18 protein-coding genes are annotated in these 26,827 nt (G+C 36.1%); 16 read left to right on the top strand and 2 right to left on the bottom strand.

Features of this window, described 5'->3' with window-relative positions; translation table 11 throughout:
* Positions 1–35: 35 nt before the first annotated feature.
* The 15 genes from NG809_RS05385 (at position 36) to NG809_RS05315 (ending at position 19,244) form a co-directional block, all read left to right on the top strand.
* Positions 36–2,417: a GumC family protein gene (locus NG809_RS05385; RefSeq protein ID WP_262148723.1), complete on the top strand. Its 2,382-nt coding sequence runs from the start codon at positions 36–38 to the stop codon at positions 2,415–2,417.
* A 347-nt stretch (positions 2,418–2,764) separates the two neighbouring features.
* Positions 2,765–3,802: a glycosyltransferase family 4 protein gene (locus NG809_RS05380; RefSeq protein WP_262148722.1), complete on the top strand. Its 1,038-nt coding sequence runs from the start codon at positions 2,765–2,767 to the stop codon at positions 3,800–3,802.
* Positions 3,786–5,228, top strand: coding sequence for a lipopolysaccharide biosynthesis protein (locus tag NG809_RS05375; protein WP_262148720.1), 1,443 nt, complete (start codon positions 3,786–3,788; stop codon positions 5,226–5,228). The genes NG809_RS05380 and NG809_RS05375 overlap by 17 nt, the downstream gene beginning before the upstream one ends.
* A gap of 46 nt (positions 5,229–5,274) precedes the next feature.
* The gene (locus tag NG809_RS05370; protein WP_262148718.1) at positions 5,275–6,219 is read left to right on the top strand and encodes a glycosyltransferase family 2 protein; all 945 of its coding nucleotides are present in this window, start codon (positions 5,275–5,277) and stop codon (positions 6,217–6,219) included.
* Positions 6,220–6,279: 60 nt separating this feature from the next.
* Positions 6,280–7,377 (top strand): glycosyltransferase family 4 protein, encoded by a 1,098-nt coding sequence (locus NG809_RS05365; RefSeq protein ID WP_262148716.1) that lies wholly within the window; start codon positions 6,280–6,282, stop codon positions 7,375–7,377.
* Complete coding sequence (locus NG809_RS05360) at positions 7,378–8,769, top strand: hypothetical protein (protein WP_262148714.1); 1,392 nt, start codon at positions 7,378–7,380, stop codon at positions 8,767–8,769. It begins immediately after the preceding gene.
* 205 nt (positions 8,770–8,974) lie between these two features.
* On the top strand, positions 8,975–10,114 hold the full coding sequence (locus NG809_RS05355) for a glycosyltransferase (protein WP_262148712.1): 1,140 nt from the start codon (positions 8,975–8,977) through the stop codon (positions 10,112–10,114).
* Positions 10,111–10,665: an LbetaH domain-containing protein gene (locus NG809_RS05350; protein ID WP_262148710.1), complete on the top strand. Its 555-nt coding sequence runs from the start codon at positions 10,111–10,113 to the stop codon at positions 10,663–10,665. Before NG809_RS05355 ends, NG809_RS05350 begins: the two co-directional genes overlap by 4 nt.
* Before the next feature lie 17 nt (positions 10,666–10,682).
* Positions 10,683–12,491 (top strand): HAD-IIIC family phosphatase, encoded by a 1,809-nt coding sequence (locus tag NG809_RS05345; protein ID WP_262148708.1) that lies wholly within the window; start codon positions 10,683–10,685, stop codon positions 12,489–12,491.
* A 4-nt stretch (positions 12,492–12,495) separates the two neighbouring features.
* Positions 12,496–13,287: a ChbG/HpnK family deacetylase gene (locus tag NG809_RS05340; RefSeq protein ID WP_262148706.1), complete on the top strand. Its 792-nt coding sequence runs from the start codon at positions 12,496–12,498 to the stop codon at positions 13,285–13,287.
* 299 nt (positions 13,288–13,586) lie between these two features.
* On the top strand, positions 13,587–14,483 hold the full coding sequence (locus NG809_RS05335) for a glycosyltransferase family 2 protein (RefSeq protein WP_262148704.1): 897 nt from the start codon (positions 13,587–13,589) through the stop codon (positions 14,481–14,483).
* A gap of 318 nt (positions 14,484–14,801) precedes the next feature.
* Positions 14,802–15,542: a glycosyltransferase family 2 protein gene (locus tag NG809_RS05330; protein WP_262148702.1), complete on the top strand. Its 741-nt coding sequence runs from the start codon at positions 14,802–14,804 to the stop codon at positions 15,540–15,542.
* A 65-nt stretch (positions 15,543–15,607) separates the two neighbouring features.
* Positions 15,608–16,522: an NAD-dependent epimerase/dehydratase family protein gene (locus NG809_RS05325; protein WP_262148700.1), complete on the top strand. Its 915-nt coding sequence runs from the start codon at positions 15,608–15,610 to the stop codon at positions 16,520–16,522.
* Positions 16,523–16,571: 49 nt separating this feature from the next.
* Complete coding sequence (locus NG809_RS05320; RefSeq protein ID WP_262148698.1) at positions 16,572–17,123, top strand: sugar transferase; 552 nt, start codon at positions 16,572–16,574, stop codon at positions 17,121–17,123.
* A 1,557-nt stretch (positions 17,124–18,680) separates the two neighbouring features.
* Positions 18,681–19,244 carry a hypothetical protein gene (locus tag NG809_RS05315; RefSeq protein WP_262148696.1) on the top strand — a complete coding sequence of 188 codons (564 nt, stop codon included), beginning with the start codon at positions 18,681–18,683 and terminating at the stop codon, positions 19,242–19,244.
* Between the two features lie 547 nt (positions 19,245–19,791).
* Here the strand turns inward: NG809_RS05315 and NG809_RS05310 are convergent.
* A complete protein-coding gene (locus tag NG809_RS05310) occupies positions 19,792–20,148 on the bottom strand; it encodes a response regulator (protein WP_262148694.1) in 357 nt (118 codons plus the stop codon).
* A 170-nt stretch (positions 20,149–20,318) separates the two neighbouring features.
* Here NG809_RS05310 and NG809_RS05305 point away from each other — a divergent pair, with 170 nt between their 5' ends.
* A complete protein-coding gene (locus NG809_RS05305) occupies positions 20,319–20,645 on the top strand; it encodes a hypothetical protein (RefSeq protein ID WP_262148692.1) in 327 nt (108 codons plus the stop codon).
* Between the two features lie 1,047 nt (positions 20,646–21,692).
* Here the strand turns inward: NG809_RS05305 and NG809_RS05300 are convergent.
* A complete protein-coding gene (locus NG809_RS05300) occupies positions 21,693–26,213 on the bottom strand; it encodes a GEVED domain-containing protein (protein WP_262148690.1) in 4,521 nt (1,506 codons plus the stop codon).
* Positions 26,214–26,827: the final 614 nt, after the last annotated feature.

Below are 26,827 nucleotides of genomic sequence, written 5' to 3'. Positions count from 1 at the left end.
AAACTAAACTAAACTAAACTAAACTAAACTAAACAGTGGATCAGTTCAATTTTGAAGACCAGCCGCAGGAAGAAGTTCTTGACCTCAGAGAACAGTTCAGGCCGTACCTTTCCAAATGGTATTGGTTCGTGATCGGGGTTTTTATTGCTTTGGTGGCAGCATGGTTTTTTCTGAGATACTCTTTACCGGTTTTCAGTACAGAATCTACGCTTCTGATTAAGGAAGTGAAAAAATCCACCTCAGGGCAGCCCGAAATGTCTGTTATTTCAGAGATCAGCGGCATTGGCGGCATGAATTCCAATTCGGTGAGCAATGAAAAACAGATTTTAAAATCTGCCAACCTCATGCTTTCTGTGGTAAAAGAGCTGGGGCTTGAAACCAATATCTATTCTCAGGGAAAGATCAAGGAAGTTGAATTGTACAAAGATTCTGCACCATTCACGGTACGGGTGATCAGTGAAAAAAGAAAAGGAAAGTATCCAACGAAGCCTGTTTTTGCTACCATTAAGAATGACGAAATCATACTGGAATCTGAAGGTTATAAAAAGAACATCAAAACAGGTTTCAACAAGGCGCTGGCTATGCCTTTTGGGGTGATCATGTTCCAGAAGAACGTCAATACAGACGGTTCTGCATTCAAATCCACCCATACCTTCCGCCTTCAGTTTATGTCGGGGATGAACAGGGCAAGATCCTATTCAGGTGCTCTGAAAGTGGATGTGGTAGAAAAGGAAACCACCGTACTGAAACTGTCGATCACAAACGAAGTTCCCGATAAATCTGAAGATATTCTGAACAGACTCGCGGTGAATTACAACCGGGAAGCCGTACTCGACAAAAACTCTGAAGCCCAAAAAACAGCCGAGTTCATCGACGGGAGAGTGAGACTCATTGGTGAGGAGCTGGGAAGGGTGGAAAGCCAGAAAGAAGATTTCAAAGTAAAAAACAATATTGCCGATATCGGCAGCGAAGCGGAACTTTCGTTACAGACCTCTGCAAAAACCAGACAGGATCAGATTGAGAACGAAGCTCAGCTGGAAGTGGTCAACAGTTTACTGGGCTATCTCAGCAAACAGAATTCCAACCAGATTTTACCGCTGAATATCGGTTTAAACGATTCTGAAACTTCCATGAATATGGGGCTGTACAATCAGCTAATTACCGAAAGAAGCCGTTTGCTGGAAAGCTCCACGCAGCTCAATCCCGTGGTTCAGGATGTGACAAAGCAGATTTCAGACCTCCGCATGTCCATCATCGGAAGCCTGAACAGAACCCGGTCGGCACTTCAGATCAGCAGAGGCGCTATCCAGAGCGAACAGAACAGGCTGAGCGGAAGAATCTCGAAAGTGCCGTTTCAGGAAAAAATGTTCAGAAGCATAGAGCGTCAGCAGACCATTAAAGAAGAACTCTACCTCCTGCTGCTTCAGAAAAGGGAAGAAGCGGCAATTTCACTGGCGATTGCAGCACCGAAAGCGAGAATTGTAGATTATGCCTTTACCGCACCAATTCCTGTTTCACCAAAAAAACAGATGGTATACCTCGGAGCTTTTATCATCGGTTTACTTATTCCTTTTATCATCGTTTATATTACAGGGCTGCTCAACAATAAAGTGGGGTCTGCAGGAGATCTGGATAAACTTTCCCATGGAAAACCGTTAATTGGCGAGATTCCTTCACTTCCGAAAGGGGCGCCCGAGCTGGTTGAGTTCAATGATCTCTCGCCGATGGCAGAAGCATTCAGAATTTTAATTACCAACATGAGCTTTATGCTTCCCGAAAAAGAAGGGGCAAAAGTAATGCTGGTAACCTCTACCGTAAAGGGCGAAGGAAAAACATTTATATCAGTCAACCTGGCGCTCACACTGGCAACGCCGAGAAAGAAGGTGCTCATCATCGGTTCAGACATCAGAAACCCGCAGCTGCACAGGTACAACGAAGGCAGAAAAGGCCTTGCCGGTCTTGCAGAATTCATGTACGACAGAACGGTGACGGCAGAGGAAATTACGCATGTCTCCACATTCAACCCGCACTGTGATGTTATTTATTCCGGAGCTGTAACGCCCAATCCTACAGATTTGCTGTCCAACGGAAGGTATAAAGAATTGCTGAACAGCGTAAAATTACAATACGATTATATTGTACTCGATACCGCACCACTAATGCTGGTAACAGACTCATTTCTGATTGCTAATGTTGCAGATATTACGATTTATGTAGCAAGATCAGGATATACCGAGAAAAAACTGATCTCTTTTGCCAATACTCAGATAGAAAAAAATAAAATCAGAAATGCAGCTTTTGTACTCAATGATGTGGATACTTCCAACAGCAGCTATGGATATGGATACAAATATGGCTATGGATATGGTGCTCCGGAGAAAAAAAGCTGGAGAAACTGGTTTAAATTTAAGTGGTAAATAGAAAACTAGTGATCAAATTTATGATCCTTTATATAATATTCACATCTCTCTCGATGAAAACAGTCTTAACAGCAGGAGTTTCTTTAAAACCTCAATACTACATAACTTTGAAATAGATTTGCTTATTGGTGATCCTCCACTTCTAAACTCAATGTCTTAGGAAATGAAATATGCTTTATTAAAATTTGTGAGAGAATGATAAATTTGATTTATATCGAAAGCAAATAACAAGTTAGACGCAAAGTACTCTTTATGAAATTAAAAATATTCGAAAAGAAAAATTGGAATAGCTTAAATTAAATTTTGCAAATATTATTATTACAGATTTATATTTTACATGAACAATGAGAATACTAATAACTACAAACCATCCAGCTCCATATATAGATAAATGGCTTGAGGTTTTAAGCATGAATCATCAGGTTGATGCCTTATATTTTAAAAAAAAAAGTTCTGAAAAAGAATGGAAGAATTACCGTGTTAAGGATGCTTTCTATAATGATGATTTTTCATTTAGAGATTTACTTTGTTTTTTTAAAACCTATGATTTTATAGTATTCGGAGGTTGGTTTAAAAAAATAAATATTCTATACTGTGTGTTATTGAAGTTTACGAATACGAAAACTGCATTTTTTACTGACTACCCAGAAATAGAAAATCAAGGCAAGTTCCATAGCTTTATAAAAAAGCGGATCATAGAATCTGCTGACTATTTATTTGCTGCGAGTTATTCAACAAAAGAATTCTTCATTGAAAAATACAGGATTAAAGACAGTAAAGTGAGAGTATTTCCATATGCTCATAATTTTGAATTTGAATCAGAACCAAATGTCATTTTTGATAAAATCAAAATTTTTATAGCAAATCGATTTATAGAAAGAAAGGGGTATAAGATTGTCATTGATAGTTTTCGTGTATTAAAAGAAGTAAATAAATTAGATGAATTTGAAATTACCATAGTTGGGGGAGGTCCTCAGTATAATTTCTATAAAAATGAATTTAAAAAACTGTCAGATAATATAGTTGTAAAAGAATGGATTGAAGATGAAACTTATATTAAATATATGAAAGCTTCTAATATTTATATACATGCTTCAATATTTGAGCCTTTTGGCATACCTCCATTAGATGCTTTGCAACTTAATAAGATTGTTATTGTTTCTGACGGTGTTAAATCTCTCAACCATATTAAGGGAAAAGTGAATAACCCCATTATTTACAATAGTACAGACCATGAGGAATTAAGCAATATTTTAATAAATATTTCTATAGTGTGCCATAATTTAAATACCGAAGAATCTAATCATAAAATAATTACAGAAATGTATAATGCTCATACATTACTTCGAGCAATACCAAAATTTGATGAAAACCAAAAATAAAATTGCAAGTGGCTTCGCATGGAGTTCTATTGAAAACATTTCATTGCAAGGTGTTCGTTTCGCAAATGGAATATTTTTGGCGAGAATTCTAGCACCATCTGATTATGGGATAATTGGAATGCTTACAGTTTTTATGGTTTTCTCTGAAATCATAATCAATAGTGGTTTTACAGCAGCACTAATTCAGAAAAAAGACAGAAAAGAAATTGATTATTCAACTGTATTTTTCTTTAATATTGCAATCAGTATTAGTGTTTATCTGCTTTTGTTTATTTTATCTCCAAAAATAGCTGAGTTCTACAATATGCAAGATTTGGAAAAAATAACCAAATATGTAGCTATTCCATTAATCTTTAATGCATTGTGCAATGTTCAATATACAAGATTTCAAATATATTTAAATCTCAAAACCCCAGCATTAATTTCAATTATTTGTGCTGTTATTCAAGGTTTAGTTGGACTAAGTCTAGCATATAATGGATATGGAGTTTGGTCTTTAATATATAGTAATATTTTTGGTGCTGTAATTAGATGTATTTTTCTTTGGATATTCTCAAATTGGAAACCTATTTTTATGTTTTCATTAAGCTCTTTTAAAGGATTGTTCGATTTTGGCTCTAAATTATTAGGGGTTTCTTTAATGGAAGCTGCATATACGAATATTTATTCCATCGTTATAGGTAAATTTTATAACGCATCAACTTTAGGACTGTTTACAAGAGCGCAAGGATATGCATTTCTTCCAACATCAATCATCACATCGCTAATTAGCAAAGTGACATATCCTTCTTTTTGCAGTATTCACGATGAAAAAGATTTATTTGAGAATTATAAAAAAATGATTGGAACTGTTTCTTTTGTAACGTTTCCGATAATGATTTTTTTAGCAGTTTTAGCAAAGCCATTGATAATTTTTTTTATTACAGAAAAATGGATCGCAAGCGCTGTTCTTCTTCAAATACTGTGCTTTGCAACTATGTGGAGCCCCATTTATGAAGTGAATATTTCATTAATTAAAGCATTAGGGAAGTCTAGTTTACTCTTAAAATTGCAAATTGTAAATAAATTTTTTGCTATAATTGTTTTAATAATTACATTACCTCGCGGAGTCAATATTATGTGCTGGGGGGCTGTTTTTATATCATTTCTTGATATTTCTTTTAACCTGTATTTTACAGCTAAAATCTTATCTACAAGTATGATTCAACAGTTAAAAAATATACTGCCTGCGTTAATAATGTCGTCGTGCTCAGGTCTACTAATCTATTTAACCACCTATCATGTTACGAACAATTTTTCTCAGTTGGTATTGGGAAGCATCGTTGGTTTGATTTCGTATCTATTAATAGCAGCACTTTTTAAAAATGAAACGTTACAGTATTTTACTTCTGTAATCAGAAAACGATTTAGAGGAATTCATAAATAAGGTATGGTGTCAGCCATAAGATAATACACAAAAAAATTCAATTTAGATGAAAGTAACAATTATAATACCTGCATATAATGTAGAAGAATATATTGAACGATGTTTACAATCATGTGTACGTCAAAATTATGATAATTGGGAAGCAATAATTATTAATGATGGAAGTAGAGACGCAACTTTAGCAAAAATTAGAGAGTATCAAAAGATTGATTCTAGAATTAAATTTATAGATAAAAACAATGAGGGACTTGCAAAAGCTAGAAAAGATGGACTTGAAAAAGCAGAAGGTGATTATATCTATTTTTTAGATAGTGATGATTTTTTATATATTGACAGTATTTCTGAGTGTCTTAATATATTTAAAGAAAATGATGTAGACATTGTGATCCATGATATGACAGCTATTTGGGATTCAGGAAAGCAAAGGTTGGGGACACATAATATTACACAAAATATCTCTGGTCTTGAGGTGGTTCAATCAATGTTAACATCAGATTTGTCTAGTACGATATGGGGGAAAATGTACAAAAAATCTGTTTTTGATTCCGTATCCCATCCTGTCGATCAACGGATGATGGGAGAAGATACTCTATTATTATTAGAAGTAGCTTTGAAAAATGAACCAAAAATTTTTTATTTGAAGAAGCCATTATATTATTATTATCAACGAGTAGGCTCTATTACAAAACAAGGAAATATCTTGGGTGAATACATGGTGCAATATGCAATAGCTGTCGAAGAAAAATTGCGAAAATATAACCTATTACAAACAGTAAATATTGAATGGTCAAAATTCAATCTGGATGTTGTGCTCAGAATTTTACTAGATAAAAGTGTAGAGACACCGAAAATTTCGAATTTTATAGAAAAGGTTATAAAGGTGAATTATAAATCTGCTAAACACTTACTGACATGGAAAAGAAAGTTAATTATCTATTTGCTGAAAATAAACTATAATTTGGCCATTAAAGTTATAAGTAGTAGTAAATAAAATTATTGTTAGATTAAGATTTTGAAAATAGGTTTAGGAAATTAAAAGATAATAGTTAGTATGAAAATAGCAGTATCTGGAGATTGTTTTAGTGCTTTTACATCTGGATTTCCAGTTAGAGGAATGATGTTAGCGTTAGTAAAGCTAAGGAAGGAAGATAAATTTGTTTTTTTCTATCGAAATATACCGAAGTCTCCACTATTACAATCTTTTTACAGGGAACTGCATGAGCAAACTAATGTCAGCGTTGTCCATATGAATGCCCCTCGAAAAGTAGTAGCAATTAAAAGTATGCTTTGTTTATCTTCAATTAAATTGGATGGAACTTTCGATGTATTTCTAAATCCTGGCAATCCTGAATACATTAAAAATTTTCAAGGCGTTCAAATTAACTCTATTGCCGATTTATCTACAATTCATGGCTTTTCTACAATTAAGTTTGCCTTGTTTTGGAAATTACATTCGAAGTGGTCGAAAAAATATATTTTTAAATTTGTGAATAAAATTGTTTGTATCTCAAAATATACAGAAAATGATGTTCATAAAGTATTTCCTAATAATGACAGTAAAACAGTTGTTATCTATAATGGTATTGATGATTTCTGGTTTGATCAAAAGTTTGTAGATAACTCTATTTACAATTTTAAAGAAAAAAAATACTTCATTTGGTGGGGTAATATATCTCAAAGAAAAAATATTAAAGGGTTATTTGCAGCATATGATGAGGCATTGAAAGTTAATCCTAATATCCCTAAATTATTAATTGTTGGAAATTTTCAAAAAGATCAGTTATTTTTAAAAAGTAAATTAGGAGATGATATTGAAACAATTCCCTTTCAAGATAATTACACAATGAAAACACTAGTGAAAAATAGTTCAGGGCTTATTTTTCCATCCTTCTATGAAGGGTTTGGCTTGCCTGTAATCGAAGCTTTTTCACAAGGAATACCTGTTGCTTGTTCTAATATTACTTCTCTGCCTGAAATAGCAAATGACTTTGCATTATTGTTTGATCCTTTTGATATTAATGAAATGAAAGAAGCCATTCTTAATTTGAATAATTTTAAAGTTGACAGAAATAAAATAATTGCTTATGCCAGTAATTTTAAATTTGAGATTGCAGCACAAAAATATTCAGAGCTTTTAAACTCATTATAAATGATCTGGTTTTTATTACAACAAATAGGATTCTTTATTTTTTTGCTACTAACAATAAAATTTGTTATACAGAAAAGACATGAATCGTTACTGATATTATATTTTTTTGGGCTTGTTTTCGGAACTTGTTTTTATTTTGCTATTACTATTTGGAGTCCAAGTAAGGTAGTGTCAATTGGAATGCTTGTTAGTATGTTAAGATTTGATGCAAAAAAAGATGATAAAATTTTAATAATCAAGATTATAGCAATATTATTACTTATATTGATAATTGTAAGTAGCCTTATAGCATTGATATTACCTGGTCCATTACCAGCTTCAGTTAATCCGATACAAAGATTGCTAATTCAAGATTTTGGTTATCTTACTGCTATACTTCTATTATTTTACGGTTCTGGTCTTAAAAGAGGTTTTGCAACAAGAATTTTCCCAAAATATTGCATAGCTGTAGAAATAGCTATAATAACTGGACTTATACACTACATATTTAATAAGATAGGAGTTGAATTTGCACCAATTTTGAGAACTGATGGAATAAACGAAAATAAAGAAGTTGTCGCTAATTTTGGAGGAGATATAGTACAGCGTATTTATGGCTTTGCGGGTGAACCCAAGAATTTTGGTTTTTTGGTCGCACCTTACTTGGTAATGTCTTTCTTTTCTTATTTTAGGGGAATAATAAGAGTAAATAGTGCATACCATCTAATTTTTTTGGCTTTAGGCTTTTTTGTAGTTCAACAAACATATTCATCCTCTGCACTTATAACTGTAATATTGTCAATAGCGGGTCTTCTTGTTTTTTATAAGCTTAATATTCGCCCTAAGCTCGTTGGTATTGTAATAATTATAATTGGATCCTTGTTGTCCTATTCATTTTTAAAGGAGTCTGTCGATGTAGATGTTAATAATAATAGTTTCTGGTCAGCTTTGGAAAATAGAACATTCGGCAGAGCTCAAGATGAATTAGAAAATGATCGTCAGGAAGTAATTATTTGGGAAACTTTTACAGAGGATAAAACGATCTATCAACTTTTTGGCTATGGGATTGGACAATACAGTTTTCATGTACCAGGTCAAATTGAAAAAAATACTATAATACCAGTTCAGTCTGGATTGGTCGTGACTTTAGTAGATTTAGGTTTTGTAGGTGCGCTGTTTTATGTATTATATGGATGCTTAATAATTTTTTATTTAGTTAAATCTAAAAATCTAAAAAAATCATTCTCTTCATACTGGTTTATTTTAGTTTTCGTAACCTACATTGGGGGAACAACATATGGTAATCTAATTACCTCATTCATGTTATTCATGTTGGCAGTAAATAATTTTTATACTGAGCAACAGATGCACTATAAAGTTGGAAAATTGTCAAATAAAACAATTTATAATTAAAATTATAATATAACTCATAAACATACAGTTTTCCTGCTTGATAATCTAATGGTTGGCAGTAAATAATTTTTATACTGAGCAACAGATGCACTATAAAGTTGGAAAATTGTCAAATAAGACAATTTATAATTAAAATTATAATATAACTCATAAAGTAATTTTATTATAAGAGAATCCGAAGTAGCAAATTTAAATTTATAAAACTGTGAAAGTAATTCATTGTATATCTTCAATCGATGAAACAACTGGAGGACCTGCAAGAAGTATTACAGTTCTTGTTGATTCATTGGCAATGTCTAATAAAATAAAATATATCGATCTGTTGACATTGGAATCATCAAATCCTTTATATAAAAAATTTGAAAATAAAAAAATTAATCTGAAGTTTTTAGAGCCCAGTTTTTTGGATTATTCCAAAACTCTGAATATTGAATTGCAAAAGAAAGATGCTGACCTATATCATGGTCATGGAATCTGGAATTTGCCTATTCATCAAATGGCAAAATCTGCCCGTAAAAAATCGAAACCTTATATTATTTCTGTGCGAGGAATGTTGGAACCTTGGTCAATGCAACAAAATAGACACAAGAAAAAATTGGCGATGATACTGTATCAACATCAAGATTTAAAATCAGCAACGTGTCTTCATGCAACTGGACAAATGGAAGTTGACAGCATAAGGAATTTAGGTTATAAAAATCCCATTGCCAAAATTCCTAATGGAATAAATCTCGACGACTATCCAAAGAAAGAATATCACAATAAAACTAATAAAACAATTTTGTTTCTTTCCAGAATTCATCCTAAAAAAGGTATTGAAATCTTGATTGAAGCCTGGCAATTATTAGATGAAAGCATAAAAGAGAATTGGAAAATAAAGATTGCTGGAAATGGTGATCAAGCCTATATTAACAAACTGAAGCAGGAGATAGACTCAAAAAAACTCGCTGATAAAATTGATATCATAGGCTCTAAATTCGGAACTGAAAAACTTGAAAGCTATCATAACGCCGATTTATTTGTTTTGCCAACCTACAGTGAAAACTTTGGAATTGTAGTAGCCGAAGCATTATCTTGTGGTATTCCTGTTATCACAACCAAAGGTACACCGTGGATAGACTTGAAAGATTATAAAGCCGGAGCCTGGATTGATGTCGGAGTTGATTCACTTCGAACAACATTGGAGGAATTTCTTCAAAAAGATTCTTCAGAACTGGAACAAATGGGAAAAAATGGAAGAAGGCTTGTAGAAGATAAATATTCAATAGAATCAGTGGGAAAGCAATTTTTAGAGCTTTATGACTGGATAATTAATAAAACACAAAAACCAGATTTTGTAGTATGAATAATGAGAAAATTACTTTGTCACAATATCAAAATAAATTAAGCAGAAAAAATAAACTTGCTCGAATGGTATGGTCGATTGTATGGACTCTCTTTGCGAGACCCTTACCTAGGGGAATCGGGGATTTTTGGAAGATTTTTTTATTACGGTTATTTGGTGCCAAAGTTCATAGTACAGCGGTTATTAATTCATCAGTACGAATTTATCAGCCATGGAATTTAGAGATGGCCGAATACAGCTGTTTAGCTCCAGAGGTAGATTGCTATAACGTAGGTAAGATTATAATTGGAGCTTACGCCACGGTATCTCAGAAATCATATTTATGTGCTGCATCACATGATATTACCAGTGCTAAACATGAACTACTATTCAAACCAATTATTATTAAAAGTCAGGTTTGGGTTGGTGCTGATGCATTTATCGGTATGGGTGTAGTAATTGGCGAAGGCGCCGTAGTGGGAGCCAGATCTTCTGTTTTTAAGAGTGTGGAGCCTTGGACAATAGTGGGTGGGAATCCAGCCAGATTTCTAAAAACAAGAGAAATAAAATAAAAATAAAAAATAAATATATGTATGATATTTTATTTAAAGGTAAATCAATTAGACAGCGTCACGCAAAAATTGAAAGTAAATTTCAAAAAAAAGATATAGATAGAGTTTCATTACTAAATTGGGAGGAGCATTGCATAGAATGTGCCGTCCCGTTATGTTACACAACTTGTCTTATATATGAAAAAAGAGAAGACCTGAAGTGTGTGCGTATAAAAAATGGATTGGTAAGAGATTACAATTATAAAGGATATTTCAATTTTGGGATTGCCTGCGAGTTTAAAAAATGGGGAAAATTAGAAACAGTAATTTCGCCGACAATGGTCTCTACCAACCAATTGAATTTTATAATAGCAGGAGATAAATTGGCTTCAGGTTTTTTTTATTATTTATCAAAAATTCTAAAAAAAATATCTCCTAAATACATGCTTCTGAGAGGTTATGTTTTTTATAAAAATAAATTTTTATCATTTATAAAATTAAATGTTAAACAAAGCAAACCGGATTATTTCTTATTTGAGTGTTTTTCTGAAAACCATTCAGATATTCAGGTAATGCTGCAGGCGTATTCTACAACCAAAATTTTATTTTCTGAAATATTGATAATCAAACAGGGTATCAATTCAATCAAAATTCCTTACGTAAAATTTAATATTTTGAATAATGAAGAAACAAGAATATTAGTTTCTCCAACAACAGAGATTAAATCAAAATTAATATTTACTTGGCTTGATTTCGTTAAGGTTAAAGAAAAGGATTTAAAAACTAAAGATAAAATTGAAAATTTAAAACCTGCTGAAAAAGTTAAATGCGTAGCTTGGGATCTAGATAATACTTTATGGAATGGGGTATTGATTGAAGATGGTCAGAATGGCATTCAATTAAATGAAAATGCAATAGAGGTTATTAAAAAATTAGATGAAAGAGGTATAATTAATACGATAGTCAGTAAAAATTCTTATGAAGATGCCTATCCGGTTTTAGAGAAGTTGGGTATTGCTGATTATTTTGTTTATCCTGCAATCAATTGGGGACAAAAAAGTGAGAATTTAAAACAAATAGCTAAAAAGCTAAATATTGGAATTGATACTTTTGCTTTTATAGATGATAATGTCAGAGAAAGAGAAGAGGTTAGAGCTAATCTGCCAATGATTAGAATATTCAACGAAAATCAAATAGATGAAATTCTGAATCTCGCCGAATTCGATGTTCCAATTACAGAGATGAGCAAAAAAAGAAGACTCTCATATTTAACGGAGGCCAAAAGAGATGAGTTAAAACAGACATTTAATGATAATTATGATGATTACATCAAGAATCTTGATATTAAGTTAGAGGTTAGCAACATAGATTCTCCTGAAAAAAAAGAGAGATGTTTTGAACTATTGTCAAGGTCTAATCAGTTAAATTTATCAACGAACAGATATACTATAGAAGAATATGATAAATTGCTAATTGATTCGGATTATAAGTGTTTTTCTTTTAATTGCACAGACAAATATGGCGATTACGGCTTAGTTGGATTTATCTCTGTTAAAATTAAAGATGAAACATTGAAAATCGTAGACTTAGTAATTTCCTGTAGGGTTGCCAAAAAGAAGGTCGAAAATGCTATGGTATTTTCTTTAAAAAAAATAGCAGATGAATTAGCAATAAAGAAAATAAATGCGTTGCTGAAAAAGACAACTAAAAATAAGCCTATTGCTGACGTGTTTGATGAGTTACCTTTTGTAAAAGATAGTGTGGATAATGACCAGGTACTGTATTGTATTAATGACACTTCACTTTTATTGGATGAAAAATTAATTGAGACTTCATATAAAATTTAAGTTGATGAAAATTATCCTACACGCAGATGATTTCGGTTTTGATAACGATACGCTGAAAGCTACTATTGACTGTTTTGAAAAAGGAGCTCTCACAAGCGCTACCATAATGCCAACGATGTCTTCTACAAAAGATGCTTTAGCATATGCAAAAGAAAATTCTCAGTATAGCTTTGGTGTACATCTCACCTATGTTGACAGATTAAGGCCAGTTAGTAATCCCGATAAAATTAAATCTTTGTTGAAAAATGACGTGTTTTTACCTTCAAATAAGATAAGAATAAAATCTTTTCTTAATTTATTAAATAAGAAAGAAATAGTTGAAGAAACAAAACGACAAATAGGCTTATTGCTGGATTCATCTGTTTCTGTATCACATGTTGATTCTCACGGTCATATTCATAAATTTCCAATCTTTCAGGAAGCGATCGAAGAGGCAATCAATTATTTTAATATTAAAAAAGTGAGAAAAGGTCAAGATACTTTTTTAAGTACTGTTGATAAGGCTGGGCTAAAAAGAAAACTCTTAAATGCAATAAATAATAAGATGGATTCGGGGCTTAAAAAAAAATTTTTGTCAACAGACTATTTTTACATGCCAACAAACTCATTTGATGTTGACTGGGGGAAAGAGATCTTAAAAATTATCTCGTCATTAGACAATGAACATACCTTAGAAATAGGAGTTCATCCTGGGTATAACGACAAATGGCGATTACGGGAGTATAAAGACATTATATTGTTTTCTAATCTCATTAAGGAATCCAGTAACAGATTAATTACTTGGAATGATATATAACTTACGCTAGATATTACTGCAATTGTACTATTTATATTGACCAAATTCAATTACAAGAATGCTTAGATTCTCGTTGGAATAAATTTAATTGATTTGCTATGCTGGGTCATTTTCATAAATTTCAAAAAAACATTCCATCATCAGCGAGGTATTAAATTATTACGAAACCTATGTTAAACGACAATTGCATTAATGGTAAATTTAATAACAATCAAAAAAAAATGTTTTTTTATCGCAATTACGGGATGTCGCAATTCAAAACAAAAGGTATAAATTATCTTTGCAGCAAAAAAAGATGAATGAATCATAGGCTTTCTTTAACAGCTATTATATTAACCTACAACGAAGAAATACATTTGCAAAGATGTCTGTCTTCGTTGCAGGAAGTCTGTACTGATATTGTGGTGGTAGATTCTTTTTCTTCAGATGCAACAGAACAGATAGCAAATGCCAACAGTTGCAGATTTTATCAGAATCCGTGGACTAATCATGCAGTACAGTTCAACTGGGCATTAGACAATTGTGAGATAAAAACAGATTGGGTTTTAAGACTTGATGCAGACGAATATCTGTATAAAGAAGACTTTGCACAGCTTCGTAACGCCATGGAAACTGCAGATGCTGAAGTTTCAGGATTTACTTTAAAGCTGGTGCGGTTCTTTATGCGTAGGGAAATGAAAAGAATGCCGCAAATCAGAATGCTTCGCTTATTCCGCAACGGAAAAGGACGTTCCGAAATCCGTTGGATGGATGAGCATATTCAGTTAGAATCGGGTAGGGTGGAGGACTTGCATGTTCGTTTTGCAGATAATAATCTCAATACAATTGGATGGTGGACAGATAAGCACAACAGCTATTCCATCCGCGAAGCTATTGACCTTTTGGATGTAGAATATAATATACTTGGAAATGAGCATCGTACTAATCTGGACGGGCAGGCAAAGCAAAAGAGAAAAATGAAGTTGAAGTATGCTAAGAGTCCGCTTTTTCTGAGGGCAATGATGTATTTTGTGTACAGATATTTTTTTAAACTTGGCTTGCTAGATGGTAAAGAAGGATTTCTTTGGAATTTTCTACAAGGATGGTGGTACAGAACTTTAGTTGACGCAAAGGTGTACGAAATAAAAAAACATTGTGGACGTGATATAAATATGATTAAAAGCTACATACTAAAAAATTATAAAATAAAACTGTAAACATAAAACTCTGATATTATTTAAAAATAATCATTCTAATCAACTTGTTATGAATTATTTAAAGGTATTTAATGATTTAAAAGGAAACTCTAATGGGAAGGTGCATCAACGCTCATTTTTTTGTGATAATCATAGATATTTCCTGAGATTTTATTTCTATTTTAGAGGATCAGAATCTTGAGGGAGACCCTCTCTTGTATATCTTTTAGATGGTCAGGAATAAATTACGTGATGACTCAAAACCAACGGAATATAAAGTAATTACCCCCTTACCGCAGATTAATAAACTGCTAAAATAAAAACTCTAACTAAACTGTAATGAAAATCTCGATAATTACGGTCTGCTACAATTCCGCAGCTACCGTAGAAGATACCATCCGATCGGTGGCATCACAGACATATGGTGATATTGAATATATCGTCGTTGACGGTAATTCTCACGATGCCACAGTCGATATTATCAAAAAATACCCCGATACCGTATCTCACTGGATCTCTGAACCGGATAAAGGGCTTTACGATGCCATGAACAAAGGAATTGCAATGGCCACAGGAGATTATGTAGGTATTCTCAACTCAGATGACACTTTTCATGAAACAAAGACGATAGAGAAAATAGCTGCTTTTCTCCAGAGCAACCATGTAGATGCATGTACGGGAGATATTCTCCAACACAGAAACGGCAAGACAATCAGAAGATACTCTTCGAAAAGGTGGAATCCTGAAAAACTTAAAATCGGTTTTATGCCCCCTCATCCCGCAGTATTTTTTAAAAGAAAACTTTTTGACGACCTTGGTGTCTACATTCTGGGATATAAAATTGCTGCCGACTACGAATTGATTATCAGGTATTTCCTGAAACATAATATTACCTGGAAGTATTCAGGCGTGATTACCACATCTATGGCTACCGGAGGAGCCAGCAGTTCGGGCATCTCCAGTTACCGCACCATTACCAGCGAGGTAGGAAAAGCGTTCAACGGAAATCAGATTGACTTCTCGCCATTCAAAGTGAAATACAGAATTGTTTGGAAGCTTATAGGTTTTCTGCAGAAATAAAGGCAGAAAAGAATGTATGAATACAGAATCAAAGCAGTAGTAGTCCCTCATTATTAGAAATAAATATGAACATTGTCATTACAGGAGCTTCAGGATTTGTTGGGAAAAATCTTTCAACCTATCTGCAGAAGGAAAATTATAAAGTAGAGGGTCTTGATTTAAGAAATAAAGACTGGAAAAATAATGTCAGCAAATCATCAGATGTGATGATCCATCTTGCCGGCAAAGCACATGACACCAAAAATGTTTCGGTACCGGAAGATTATTTTAAAATCAACCGTGATCTTACCATTGAGCTGTACAATGAGTTTCTGGCTTCCGAAATGAAATATTTTTTCTATTTCAGCTCAGTAAAGGCAGTTGCAGATGCTGTGGAAGGGATTTTAACGGAATCTTCGGTGTCCAATCCACAGACGCCCTACGGAAAGTCTAAAAAAGCAGCTGAAAAATACATCATGGAAAATCTGCCTGAAGATAAGCAGGTTTTTATCATCCGTCCCTGCATGATCCACGGTCCCGGAAATAAAGGCAATCTCAATCTTCTCTATCAGATTGTTGAAAAAGGCATTCCTTGGCCACTGGCAGCCTTCCACAACCAGAGATCCTTTCTGGGAATCGATAATTTAAATTACCTCATACATCAGATGCTTCTGAAAAAAGATCTGGAGTCTGGAATCTACAATTTTGCTGATGATGATGCCCTTTCTACCAACGATCTGATTTCAACTGTGAATCTGGCTTTGGATAAAAAAGCAAAACTGTGGAACGTATCAAAGAGCTTTATTCAGAGATCTGCCAGCATAGGAGACAGGTTAAAACTTCCTTTGAATTCGGAAAGATTACAGAAACTCACTGAGTCTTATGTAGTGTGCAATCAGAAAATTAAGTCTCCCCTGGGAATTGAGAAACTTCCCTACTCAGCAAGAGAAGGACTGATAAAAACAATAAAGAGTTTCAAAAAACGTAAAATAGTCAGTTGACCTTTTAAACTCTAAACCTTAAAAACCAAAACTAAAACTAAACTTTGTGATGATACGAATATTCGATTTCCTTTTTTCATTTGTAGGGCTCTTATTTTTGTGGCCTGTCGGTTTAATAGTCTACATATTAGGTCTGTTTGATACAGGTTCACCCATATTTGTTCAGGAGAGGGTGGGGCGCAATAAAAAACCTTTCAGACTCATCAAGTTCCGTACAATGCCGGTAAATACAAAGTCTGTTGCTACCCATCTTGCAAAAGACGTAACAATTACGAAGCTGGGAAGCTTTTTAAGAAAATCCAAATTAGATGAACTTCCCCAGTTGATCAACGTTTTGAAAGGGGATATGAGTCTGGTAGGCCCAAGACCCAACCTGTTTAATCAGACCGAACTGATGGCAGAGCGCGACAGAAGAGGCGTATACAATGCCGTTCCCGGGATTACAGGACTGGCACAGATAGAAGAAATCGACATGTCTACCCCCGTAAAACTTGCAGAAAAAGATGCCGAGATGCTCAGCAGCCTCACCCTCTCAGACTATTTCAGATACATTTTTGCTACCGTAAGCGGACAGGGACAAGGCGACAGAATCCAAAACTAATTGTGTAATCGGTTGTCTGTGTCGCTCTCCTGTGCAGTACCGTATTTCTGCACAAAATACCGCGTCTTCTACCACTGCACAAAATCTCCACTTCCCACAACTGAAATTTAATTTTTCAGCTGTAAATTTTGAATTTAAAACCCCCGCATCCCGCACTGATGATTGATGAATGATGAATGATGAATAATGAATGATATTGGGTGTTGGATGCCACAGATATATCATTTTTTTTAATCAAAAGCACGGTAAAAGCTTTCTGTGAACGGTTTATTGTCTGCCAGCTAAGATTTTGATTCCTACCAGCAGCCGTATCATGTATCTTAAATTTGAATCCCGCATCCCGCATCCCGCACTGATGATTGATGATTGATGATTGATGATTGATGATTGATGAATGATGAATGATGAATGATATTGAGTGTTGGACGCCACAGATATATCATTTTTTTTTACGATTGTCCGTTTTTGATTATAATCTAAGATCAGCAGTAACTTTGTCATTCCGTAGGAATCTCAACACATTAAAATATAGCAGCTTAGATTCCATCGGAATGACAATCAAACTTTTAAAAACTAGGTTATTACTAATTAAGGATATTCATTTTTTTTTAATCAAAAGCACGGTAAAAGCTTTCTGTGAACGGTTTATTGTCTGCCAGCTAAGATTTGATTCCTACCAGCAGCCGTATCATGTGTCTTAAATTTGAATCCCGCATCCCGCACCCCGTATCTCGAACCTCGAATCTTAAATCTTGAATCTTGAATTTGAATCCCGCATCCCGCATCCCGCACTGATGATTGATGAATGATGAATGATGAATGATATTGAGTGTTGGACGCCACAGATATATCATTTTTTTTTACGATTGTCCGTTTTTGATTATAATCTAAGATCAGCAGTAACTTTGTCATTCCGTAGGAATCTCAACACATTAAAATATAGCAGCTTAGATTCCATCGGAATGACAATCAAACTTTTAAAAACTAGGTTATTACTAATTAAGGATATATCATTTTTTTTAATCAAAAGCACGGTAAAAGCTTTCTGTGAACGGTTTATTGTCTGCCAGCTAAGATTTTGATTCCTACCAGCAGCCGTATCATGTATCTTAAATTTGAATCCCGCATCCCGCACCCCGTAACTCGAACCTCGAATCTTAAATCTTGAACCTTGAACCTTGAATCTTCAATCTTGAATCTTGAATCTCGAATCCCGCACCCCGCGCCCCGAACCCCGTATCTCGAACCTCGAACCTCGAACCTCGAATCTTAAATCTTAAATCTCAAATCCCGCATCCCGCACCTCTCATCCCAATTTTTAACAGAATTTTAAATTATGGCGCCCCAAAAAATGTACAGAAAAATCACCTTGCAGAAATCCCAGATTATTTAAAAAAATCACTAAAGATGGACTCTTACGCTGAGTTTTATTCACACAGCAATGAAAGTATAAAATACTGTATAAATATAAAAAAAGTTAAATTTATACTATTGATATTTTATAATAAGAGGATTTTATTTAGTTTTGAAATAAGTCTAATTTTAAATATTATAAAAATGGCACGAAGCAAAAACAACGTCGTAACCCACGGACTAAGTGGGAAAGTAGGAGATCTTTTGGTATTCAGCCAAAGAAACGGGAAAACTTTTGTAGGCAAAGTTCCAAAAGAAAGTACAAAAGAACTTTCCGAAGGGCAGAAAGCCCACAGACTGAAATTTCAGAAAGCGGTACTGTACGCAAAATCAGTCCTGAATGATCCGGCAAAGAAAGAGCTTTATGAGGAAGGAGTAGACCGCTCCAAGGGTCAGACTACCTATAATGTAGCTGTAGCAGATCTTCTGAACGCCCCTGATATTGAAAGTATTGACCTTTCAGCTTACACCGGAAATGTAGGTGACGTCATCAGGATAATGGTTACCGATGATTTCGGTGTAGAGGAAGTGAAAGTGAAAATCGAAAATGGGGATGGCTCACTGGTAGAAGAAGGAAATGCTGTGAACAGCGGAGTAGAATGGATATACACCGCTACTGTTCAAAACACAGATTTAGTAGGGGATAAGGTTACAATAACCGCATCAGATGCACCTGCCAATCTGTCAGAAAAGATTGAAAATTTATAATAGTTCACGATAGGCAGAGCATAGAGCGATCATAGAGCGATCATAGAGCGATACGATACCGAAATATTCTGTCAAAATGACAAATCCGCTTCTCAAAGGAGCGGATTTTATTTGTGATTTCAGTTTTTGTCTACCCATTTTAACCGTCTAATTTCCTCGCTGCGCAAAGTCTCTCCCGCTGCGCAAAGTCTCTCCCGCTGCGCAAAGTCTCCCGACTTTGAGCCCCAAGTGACTGACAAACATTATTCTTTCTCAGTATCCCATCTCACACCTGAAAAAATCCACTTTGACCTTAAATCTTCAATCTCGAATCCCGAACCCCGAACCTTGAACCTTGAATTTAGAGTCCCTCGCTGCGCAAAGTCTCCCGACTTTGAGCCCAACTCACGTACAAATATTATTCTTTCTCAGTATCCCATCTCACACCTGCAAAAATCCACTTTGACCTTAAATCTTAAATCTTAAATCTTGAATCTTGAATCTTGAATCTTGAATCTCGAACCCCATGCTGCCTCAGGTCAGAAACCTCCGCTTTACAGTTTTAAAACTAAGAATTTTTCTCAACCACATCGATCAGATGATCAATGTCAAATGGCTTCTCCAGATAATCATCGGCATTACAGTTCTCTGCAGTTTCCGGCAGAACAGGAGAAGTGGAGGATAAAACAGCTGAGATATCTTCTGTTTCAGGATTTAATTTCAGTTCGGAAATCACCTCTGAACCGCTTTTACTTCCCTGGATATAATCATCTACGATCACTACATCAGGCTCAATGATGTCGATATTTTCAATGGGTTCTGTTGTTAGTGAAGATATCACTTCGTATCCTTCATCCTGTAGCACATCATCCATCAGTTCAAGGATTTCTGCATTATCCTGAATGAGCACAATTTTTTTGTCCATACTTTAATAAAGGGCAAAGATACGGATAATCAATCTTTAAACATTTGCAGATTGAAATAGGTGTAGATAATCACGTCTGTCCCCAAAAAAACTTTTGTGCAAAAATTCAGGGTGACATCAAAGTCGTTTGATAACAGGGTTTTTTCTTTAATAAATAAGACGGGTCTTGTGTGAAGCTGTTGAATGGCATGTTTTTAGAGCCTACGTTTAACGATGACACTAATGATATCAAAATGAATAAAAATGACCGCTTTAAAAATTTAGTAAGGAAGTATTTGAAATTCCTCGCTGCCGAAGACTGTACCGTTTCTGTTGACATGTACCATGAACTGATATTTACAGAAAATCTTGTTTCAAAAGAGTTAACCGTTGTTGAGAATTTTTCAGACCGGATTACAAAAAATACAGATCTGAAAAACTATTTAGATATTGTAATCAACAGTATCAATCTTAAAATCATCAGCATTGATGATATGCTTAAGAAGTTCAAAGATTAGAAATCCAGGATAAATTAAAATAAGCGCAGAACTTCCCTCGGTACTAAATCTCCCAACTATGTACCCCAATTCAACCGCAAAATCACCCTCCGCAACCACCTCCCTAATCTCAAACCTCAAATCTAGAATCCTGAATCCTGAATCTTGAATCTTGAATCTTGAATCTCGAACCTCGAACCTCGAACCTTGAATTTAGAGTCCCCTCGCTGCGCAAAGTCTCCCGACTTTGAGCCCCAACTCACGTACAAATATTATCTTTCTCAGTATCCCATCTCACACCTGCAAAAATCCACTTTGACCTTGAATCTTGAATCTTAAATCTTAAATCTTGAATCTCGAACCTCGAACCTTGAATCTCAAATCCCGCCCCTCCCCTCGCTGCGCAAAGTCTCCCGACTTTGAGCCCCAACTCACGTACAAATATTATTCTTTCTCAGTATCCCATCTCACACCTGCAAAAATCCACTTTGACCTTGAATCTTGAATCTTAAATCTTAAATCTTGAATCTTGAATCTCGAACCTCGAGCCCCGAACCTCGAACCTTGAATTTAGAGTCCCCTCGCTGCGCAAAGTCTCCCAACTTTGAGCCCTCGCTGCGCAAAGTCTCCCGACTTTGAGCCCAACTCACGTACAAATATTATTCTTTCTCAGTATCCCATCTCACACCTGCAAAAATCCACTTTGACCTTGAATCTTAAATCTTGAATCTTGAATCTCGAACCTCGAACCCCGAACCCCGAACCTCGAATCTCAAATCCCGCCCCCCGCATCCCGAATCCCCGCTGCGCAAAGTCTCCCGACTTTGAGCCCCAACTCACGTACAAATATTATTCTTTCTCAGTATCCCATCTCACACCTGCAAAAATCCACTTTGACCTTCAATCTTCAATCTTCAATCTTAAATCTTAAATCTTCAATCTTGAATCTCGAACCTCGAACCTCGAACCTCGAACCTTGAATCTCAAATCCCGCCCCCCGCATCCCGAATCTCAATAAAAAAAACAGGCTCCCATTTCTGAGAGCCTGTTCTTATTTAATTGAATTTATTATTCTTTAATAAATTTCTTCTGAACTGTTTTGTCGCCGTCAACCAGTTCAATCACGTACAATCCGTTGATTAATCTGCTTACGTCGATCTTGTTGTTCAGGATCAATCCGTCTGATACCAGCTGACCTGCTGCACTGTAAATTTTGTAATTGGCTTTTTTGCTGATATTTTTTACATTCAGTACAGTAGCTACCGGGTTAGGGTAAATCATGATGTCGGTTTGGTTAAGAGGGTTTACAACTGCCTGCTTAACGATTCTTACAAGATAATCTTCAACCTCACCATTGGCAAAACTCGTACAGTTTACAGGAATACCATCTTTCTGCATCGCTACTCTCATCATTACATATTTGTAATCTGTAAGGCTCACGAAAGCGTCATCAGGAACTGTAAATGAAGCACTTGCATTGTCTGCGGTGTTCGGTCCGTTTGAAAGGATTTTTTCGTTGATATCGAAGTATCCGTTTCTGTTGAAGTCAATCCATACTGCCACTCCGGTATTGGAACCGGTAGATGAAGTTTTATCAACTCTGATCACGTTACCCTGACTTCCCTGAACCAAAACAATCTGCTTACCGTCTGTATTGGTTTCATAATAATGATATCCCGGAGCACCTCCTGTTGTCTCATTAACATAGGCCTGACCCTGATAAGGTGTAACAGTAACCTTGTTGATGTACTCACTTCCTGCATTGCTTCCTCCCATCTGACAGTAGGTTACAGTTGGAGTTGTGAAATAGTACAGCGGTGTAAAGTTACCCGGAGTACCGGTACATACGTTCGCAATCTGCATTTCGTATTTGGTAAGCTCAAGCAAACCTGTGATTAAGTGAGTATTGGTATTGTTCACCGTAACCGTAGTCCAGCTCGGAATTCCCACTTTTCTGTATCTTAAGATATAGCTGTTTGTAGCACCGGTTCCTGTATAAGGTTCCCATGTAACTTCAGCACTTGTAGGATTCAGTTGAGTAATCGTCAATCCCGGAGGCGGAATAGAACAGACTCTGATTGTAGTAAACACTACCGGGTTTGACCATGGGTTTGGAGTGGTTTCTCCCACACAGATATTGGCAATCTGAACCTCATAAGTCACATAAGAACTTAACCCCTGAAGAATATAAGTATTCGTTGGAGGAACAGGTAATGTAATTGTAGGCTCCCAGTTGGTCGCACCAACAACTCTGTATCTCAGGATATAAGTTGCACTAGGTACAATCGGGTTCCATGTAACGGTTGCAGAACCTGAAGTTACACTTGAGATCGTAACGTTTGGAGGCGTAGGATCACATCGTGTAGTGAATGTTCTGATCGCTCCCGGAGTTCCGGCGATACCGTTACAAACCGCAGAGATCTGAACTTCATACGTTGTAGCCGGGGTCAAACCGTTTAACGTCAATGGTGGGTTATTAGTGATGGTAGAAGCGTTCACGTTAGTCCACGGAGAAGCTGGTGTAGTTACCGGTCTGTACTGTACAATAAAGTTAAGGTTATTGTTAGCATTAACCCAGTTTACTACAGCAGAATTATGAGTAACCGTAGTAAATGTAGGTGGTGCCGGAGCAACATTGTTACAAGGTCTCAGTTTTACATAATAATCTTCAACTTCACCGTTTGCAGGGCTCGTACACATCGTTGGAGCAGCACCACGATTTAATACAACTCTCATGGTAGTATTAAATGGTCCTGTATAAACAGTTTGCGGAACATTGAAAGTTGCAGTTACCGGTGTTGTAGTACTTGATGCAGAGATCAATATTCTCTCATCATTAGCAAAAGTACCGTCTCTGTTATAATCAATCCAGGCTGTCACTGCATCAGCAGATGTAGAACCTGTCCATCCCTTGGCAACCGAAATTTGGTTATTGGTAGAACCAATTTCCAGATTGATTAAAGTTGCAGGAGTATTATATAAAGTATAACCGTTCTGAGTTGAGGTATTGCTCATCACAGCCTGACCTGTAGGACTCACTGTAACGTTGGCAATATGATCGTTTGTTCCACCTCCAGTCATAGGACAGTAAGTAAGCGGCGGAGTAGTGAAAGGCCATGATGCTCCCCATGCTCCCCAAGTAGTTCCGCACTTCGCCTGAATCTGCACCTGATAAGCAGTCTGCTCAGTTAATCCTGTAATTGTATGCCAGCTTTGACCTGCAGGTAACTCAAGATAACCTAGTGGTGCAGGCAACCATGCACCGGTTGTTCCCTGTCTCCATCTGATTCTATAGGTAGCGTTTGCTGTTGGCATCCATGATACATACTGCGTGGTTGCAGTAGCTGTTCCGAAGTTTACCGGTGTTGGTGCAACAGTGCTGCACGGCTGAAGATCAATCAGTTTAACAGAGTAGTCTTCCACTTCTCCCCAGCTGAAAGTTCCACACGCAGTAGGCGTAGTGCTTTCTCTGATGATAACTCTCATTCTGAGATTTAAATTCCCAGCATAAGCACCTGCCGGAACAGCAAAACCTGCTGAAGTATTAACCGGCGTACTGTTAGATGCCTGATTGAGAACTCTCTCGCTGTCTTCAAAAACACCGTTTCTGTTCCAGTCAATCCAGACTACTGTAGCACAGCTGTAAACAGTTCCCGGCCATGATCTTGTTACAGACACGATATTATTAGCGGCTGTACCACGGATAAGTGTTATAAGACGTGCAGGATCTGCCGTATAATCTGAGTAATATGGGCTTGCAGTAGCCATTGTAGATGTGCTCACCATTGGTGGCATTCCTACCGGGGTTACCGTCACATTAGAAATAAACTCATCTGCAGATGTTCCCCAGGCAGTACAATAGGTAACCGCAGGTGTGGTAAACGTTGTCGTTGCTGAGAATGCTCCCGTTGTTCCTCCACAGATAGTGGCAATCTCGACGTCATAAGCTGTAAGCTCATTCAGTGAAGGTATATTATAACTGCTTGTAAGCGGAGTATTAAGTGGAACAGTTATCCATGCGCCACTTGGCGACACTCTGTATCTTAGAATATAAGTTGCTCCCGTGGCCGGTACCCAGTTAACTGTAGCTGTAGTAGGGGTTATTGGTCCTACAGTAATGTTAGACGGTGGATTTGTTGTACACGCAGGAAGCGGAAGTATATTTACATTATAATCATGAGCTTCTCCCCATGTTGCGGAAGCACAGGCATCAACATTCGTGGTACTGTAGATTAAACGGACACGCATTCTGTGCACACCGGGTGGCGCATTGGCAGGAATAGCAATGTTTGCCGTGGCAAATGCAGGGCTTTGTACCATCGGAAGATCTGTCAACAGTTTTTCTGATGCGTCAAAAACTCCGTTGTCATTAAAGTCAATCCAGATACTTACAACTTCTGATGCTGGTGAGCTGTACGTGGTATTCATCTGTACAGGATAAGACTGTGCTGGAAGCATGTTGACAGGTGTAAATGCAGATGTTCTGTCATAATATCCATTACCGTTACATCCGGTATTCAGATCACTGATTACAGATCCTGCCACCCCTGTGATCACAACGCTGTTGAGATTATCACCACTGCTACAGCCTGTACTGTATACAGGAGTACAGTAGGTTAAGCATTGCAATACTGTATTCTGACCAACAGAAACTACATTGGAAGTTTGAGTGCTTCCTCCGTTAGTACATGTCACAACACATCGGTAATCTGTTGCCGCAGTTTGGTTGGCAACAGAATAAGACATCGTAGTAGCTCCGGCAATGTTAGTAAAAGTATTGGCTCCTGCCGGTGATGCCTGCCACTGGTAGGTAATACCTCCTGCTGAAGTAGCCCCTGCCAGCGAGAGTGTAAAAGGTGTATTGGCACATGCTGAAGATACTGATGCAGATGCTACACCAGCGGTTACTGCACCGGAACAGGCAGTGCCCGGAGTATAGCCAATCTGTAAAAACGGACGTCTGTCATCAATCGTACTGATTGAATTGGTAGTTGATGACAGTGTAGTAATAGGAGCCAAAGTTGTATTTCCTGAACCGTAAATTCTGTTTGGCACTGTGCTCCATAACCAGTCAAAAGTTCCTGTGGAAGGATTCCCTGAAACCTGGTTAATATCCCATTCTACAGAAATCTCCAGAGAACCACCGGTGTAGGTAAATGGCGAGTTCAATGTAAATACAATGTAATTTGGAGCTTGCGTAGCAGGGATTGCCTGGTTTAAATTCTGATAAACCATTGTTGCACCTGTATTTAAGTTGGCCCAGGTTTCTGATGCAGCCGCAAAAGCAGTTGCAGTTGTATTTTTCATGTAAATGCGGAAGATTCCTCCGCCTGTCGTGGTGGCATTATTGTTTTTTACCCACCCCAGATCATTGATAATAGTTCCGGCGGTTATACCGGCAGTAGCCAGCTCACTGGAAGTATACAAGTAAGTATACCTGCTGGCATCGTAGGCACTGGCCGCACTTGATCGGTAAACCGGTCCTGCATTGTAAGCCGGAGTTCCTGCTGTTCCCGTGGTTATCTGAACCACCTGAGCAGAAGAAAACAGACTGATCAGCAGACCACAAATCAGTAATAATTTTTTCATATTTTAAAATATTTATATCCGAAAGGATAATAAGAATTACACATAGTTTTACTAATAAAAAATTGTTTGAACTGTTTAAAACAAGGACTTGTTTTAAAGCTTTCTGTGCGTTGTGAAGAATAAATTGTAAAGAATTTCGTCATAGGCATTAAATTTTAAGTTTTAGACAAATTTAATAAATTTTATTTAATATAATGATTTCATCTTTTTTTTAAGAAAAAAATATAAAAAAAACATAAATGAGATATGATTGATAAAGGAATCTGTTCATAGATATTCGTCTAAATTCATTTGTATAAAAAGGGATTTTTATATGATCAGTAAGAATGTTTATGAGCTGATTTAGATACATGGATTGCACATACAGTAAAATTCAGATGACTTTGAATATATAATTCAGCTGAATGGTCTTTTAAAATCGTCCATTTGCGTTAAGTCTTAGGCACCGTTATTTAATTTACTAAAAATGAAGTTGATTACCTAGAGCATGTTTAAATTTTTATCTAAATTAATTTCTCCAATCCTTAGACAAGCTCAGGATAATAGCGGAGTCAGTTTTGATTAAATTTTCAGGCACTTTTCCATCCTTCAGGGTTAGGGAGAAGAAAAATGAC

This window comes from Chryseobacterium foetidum (assembly GCF_025457425.1).
In the GTDB taxonomy this organism is placed as follows: domain Bacteria; phylum Bacteroidota; class Bacteroidia; order Flavobacteriales; family Weeksellaceae; genus Chryseobacterium; species Chryseobacterium foetidum.
This window is presented reverse-complemented; position numbering and strand designations above follow the sequence as displayed.

Bases quoted from the DNA above. Each gene is read 5' to 3' on its own strand.
- NG809_RS05380 (WP_262148722.1), top strand. From the start codon at position 2,765: ATGAGAATACTAATAACTACAAACCATCCAGCTCCATATATAGATAAA.
- NG809_RS05330 (WP_262148702.1), top strand. From the start codon at position 14,802: ATGAAAATCTCGATAATTACGGTCTGCTACAATTCCGCAGCTACCGTA.
- NG809_RS05300 (WP_262148690.1), bottom strand. From the start codon at position 26,213: ATGAAAAAATTATTACTGATTTGTGGTCTGCTGATCAGTCTGTTTTCT.
- NG809_RS05375 (WP_262148720.1), top strand. From the start codon at position 3,786: ATGAAAACCAAAAATAAAATTGCAAGTGGCTTCGCATGGAGTTCTATT.
- NG809_RS05350 (WP_262148710.1), top strand. From the start codon at position 10,111: ATGAATAATGAGAAAATTACTTTGTCACAATATCAAAATAAATTAAGC.
- NG809_RS05340 (WP_262148706.1), top strand. From the start codon at position 12,496: ATGAAAATTATCCTACACGCAGATGATTTCGGTTTTGATAACGATACG.
- NG809_RS05370 (WP_262148718.1), top strand. From the start codon at position 5,275: ATGAAAGTAACAATTATAATACCTGCATATAATGTAGAAGAATATATT.
- NG809_RS05360 (WP_262148714.1), top strand. From the start codon at position 7,378: ATGATCTGGTTTTTATTACAACAAATAGGATTCTTTATTTTTTTGCTA.
- NG809_RS05320 (WP_262148698.1), top strand. From the start codon at position 16,572: ATGATACGAATATTCGATTTCCTTTTTTCATTTGTAGGGCTCTTATTT.
- NG809_RS05315 (WP_262148696.1), top strand. From the start codon at position 18,681: ATGGCACGAAGCAAAAACAACGTCGTAACCCACGGACTAAGTGGGAAA.
- NG809_RS05310 (WP_262148694.1), bottom strand. From the start codon at position 20,148: ATGGACAAAAAAATTGTGCTCATTCAGGATAATGCAGAAATCCTTGAA.
- NG809_RS05345 (WP_262148708.1), top strand. From the start codon at position 10,683: ATGTATGATATTTTATTTAAAGGTAAATCAATTAGACAGCGTCACGCA.
- NG809_RS05335 (WP_262148704.1), top strand. From the start codon at position 13,587: ATGAATCATAGGCTTTCTTTAACAGCTATTATATTAACCTACAACGAA.
- NG809_RS05365 (WP_262148716.1), top strand. From the start codon at position 6,280: ATGAAAATAGCAGTATCTGGAGATTGTTTTAGTGCTTTTACATCTGGA.
- NG809_RS05325 (WP_262148700.1), top strand. From the start codon at position 15,608: ATGAACATTGTCATTACAGGAGCTTCAGGATTTGTTGGGAAAAATCTT.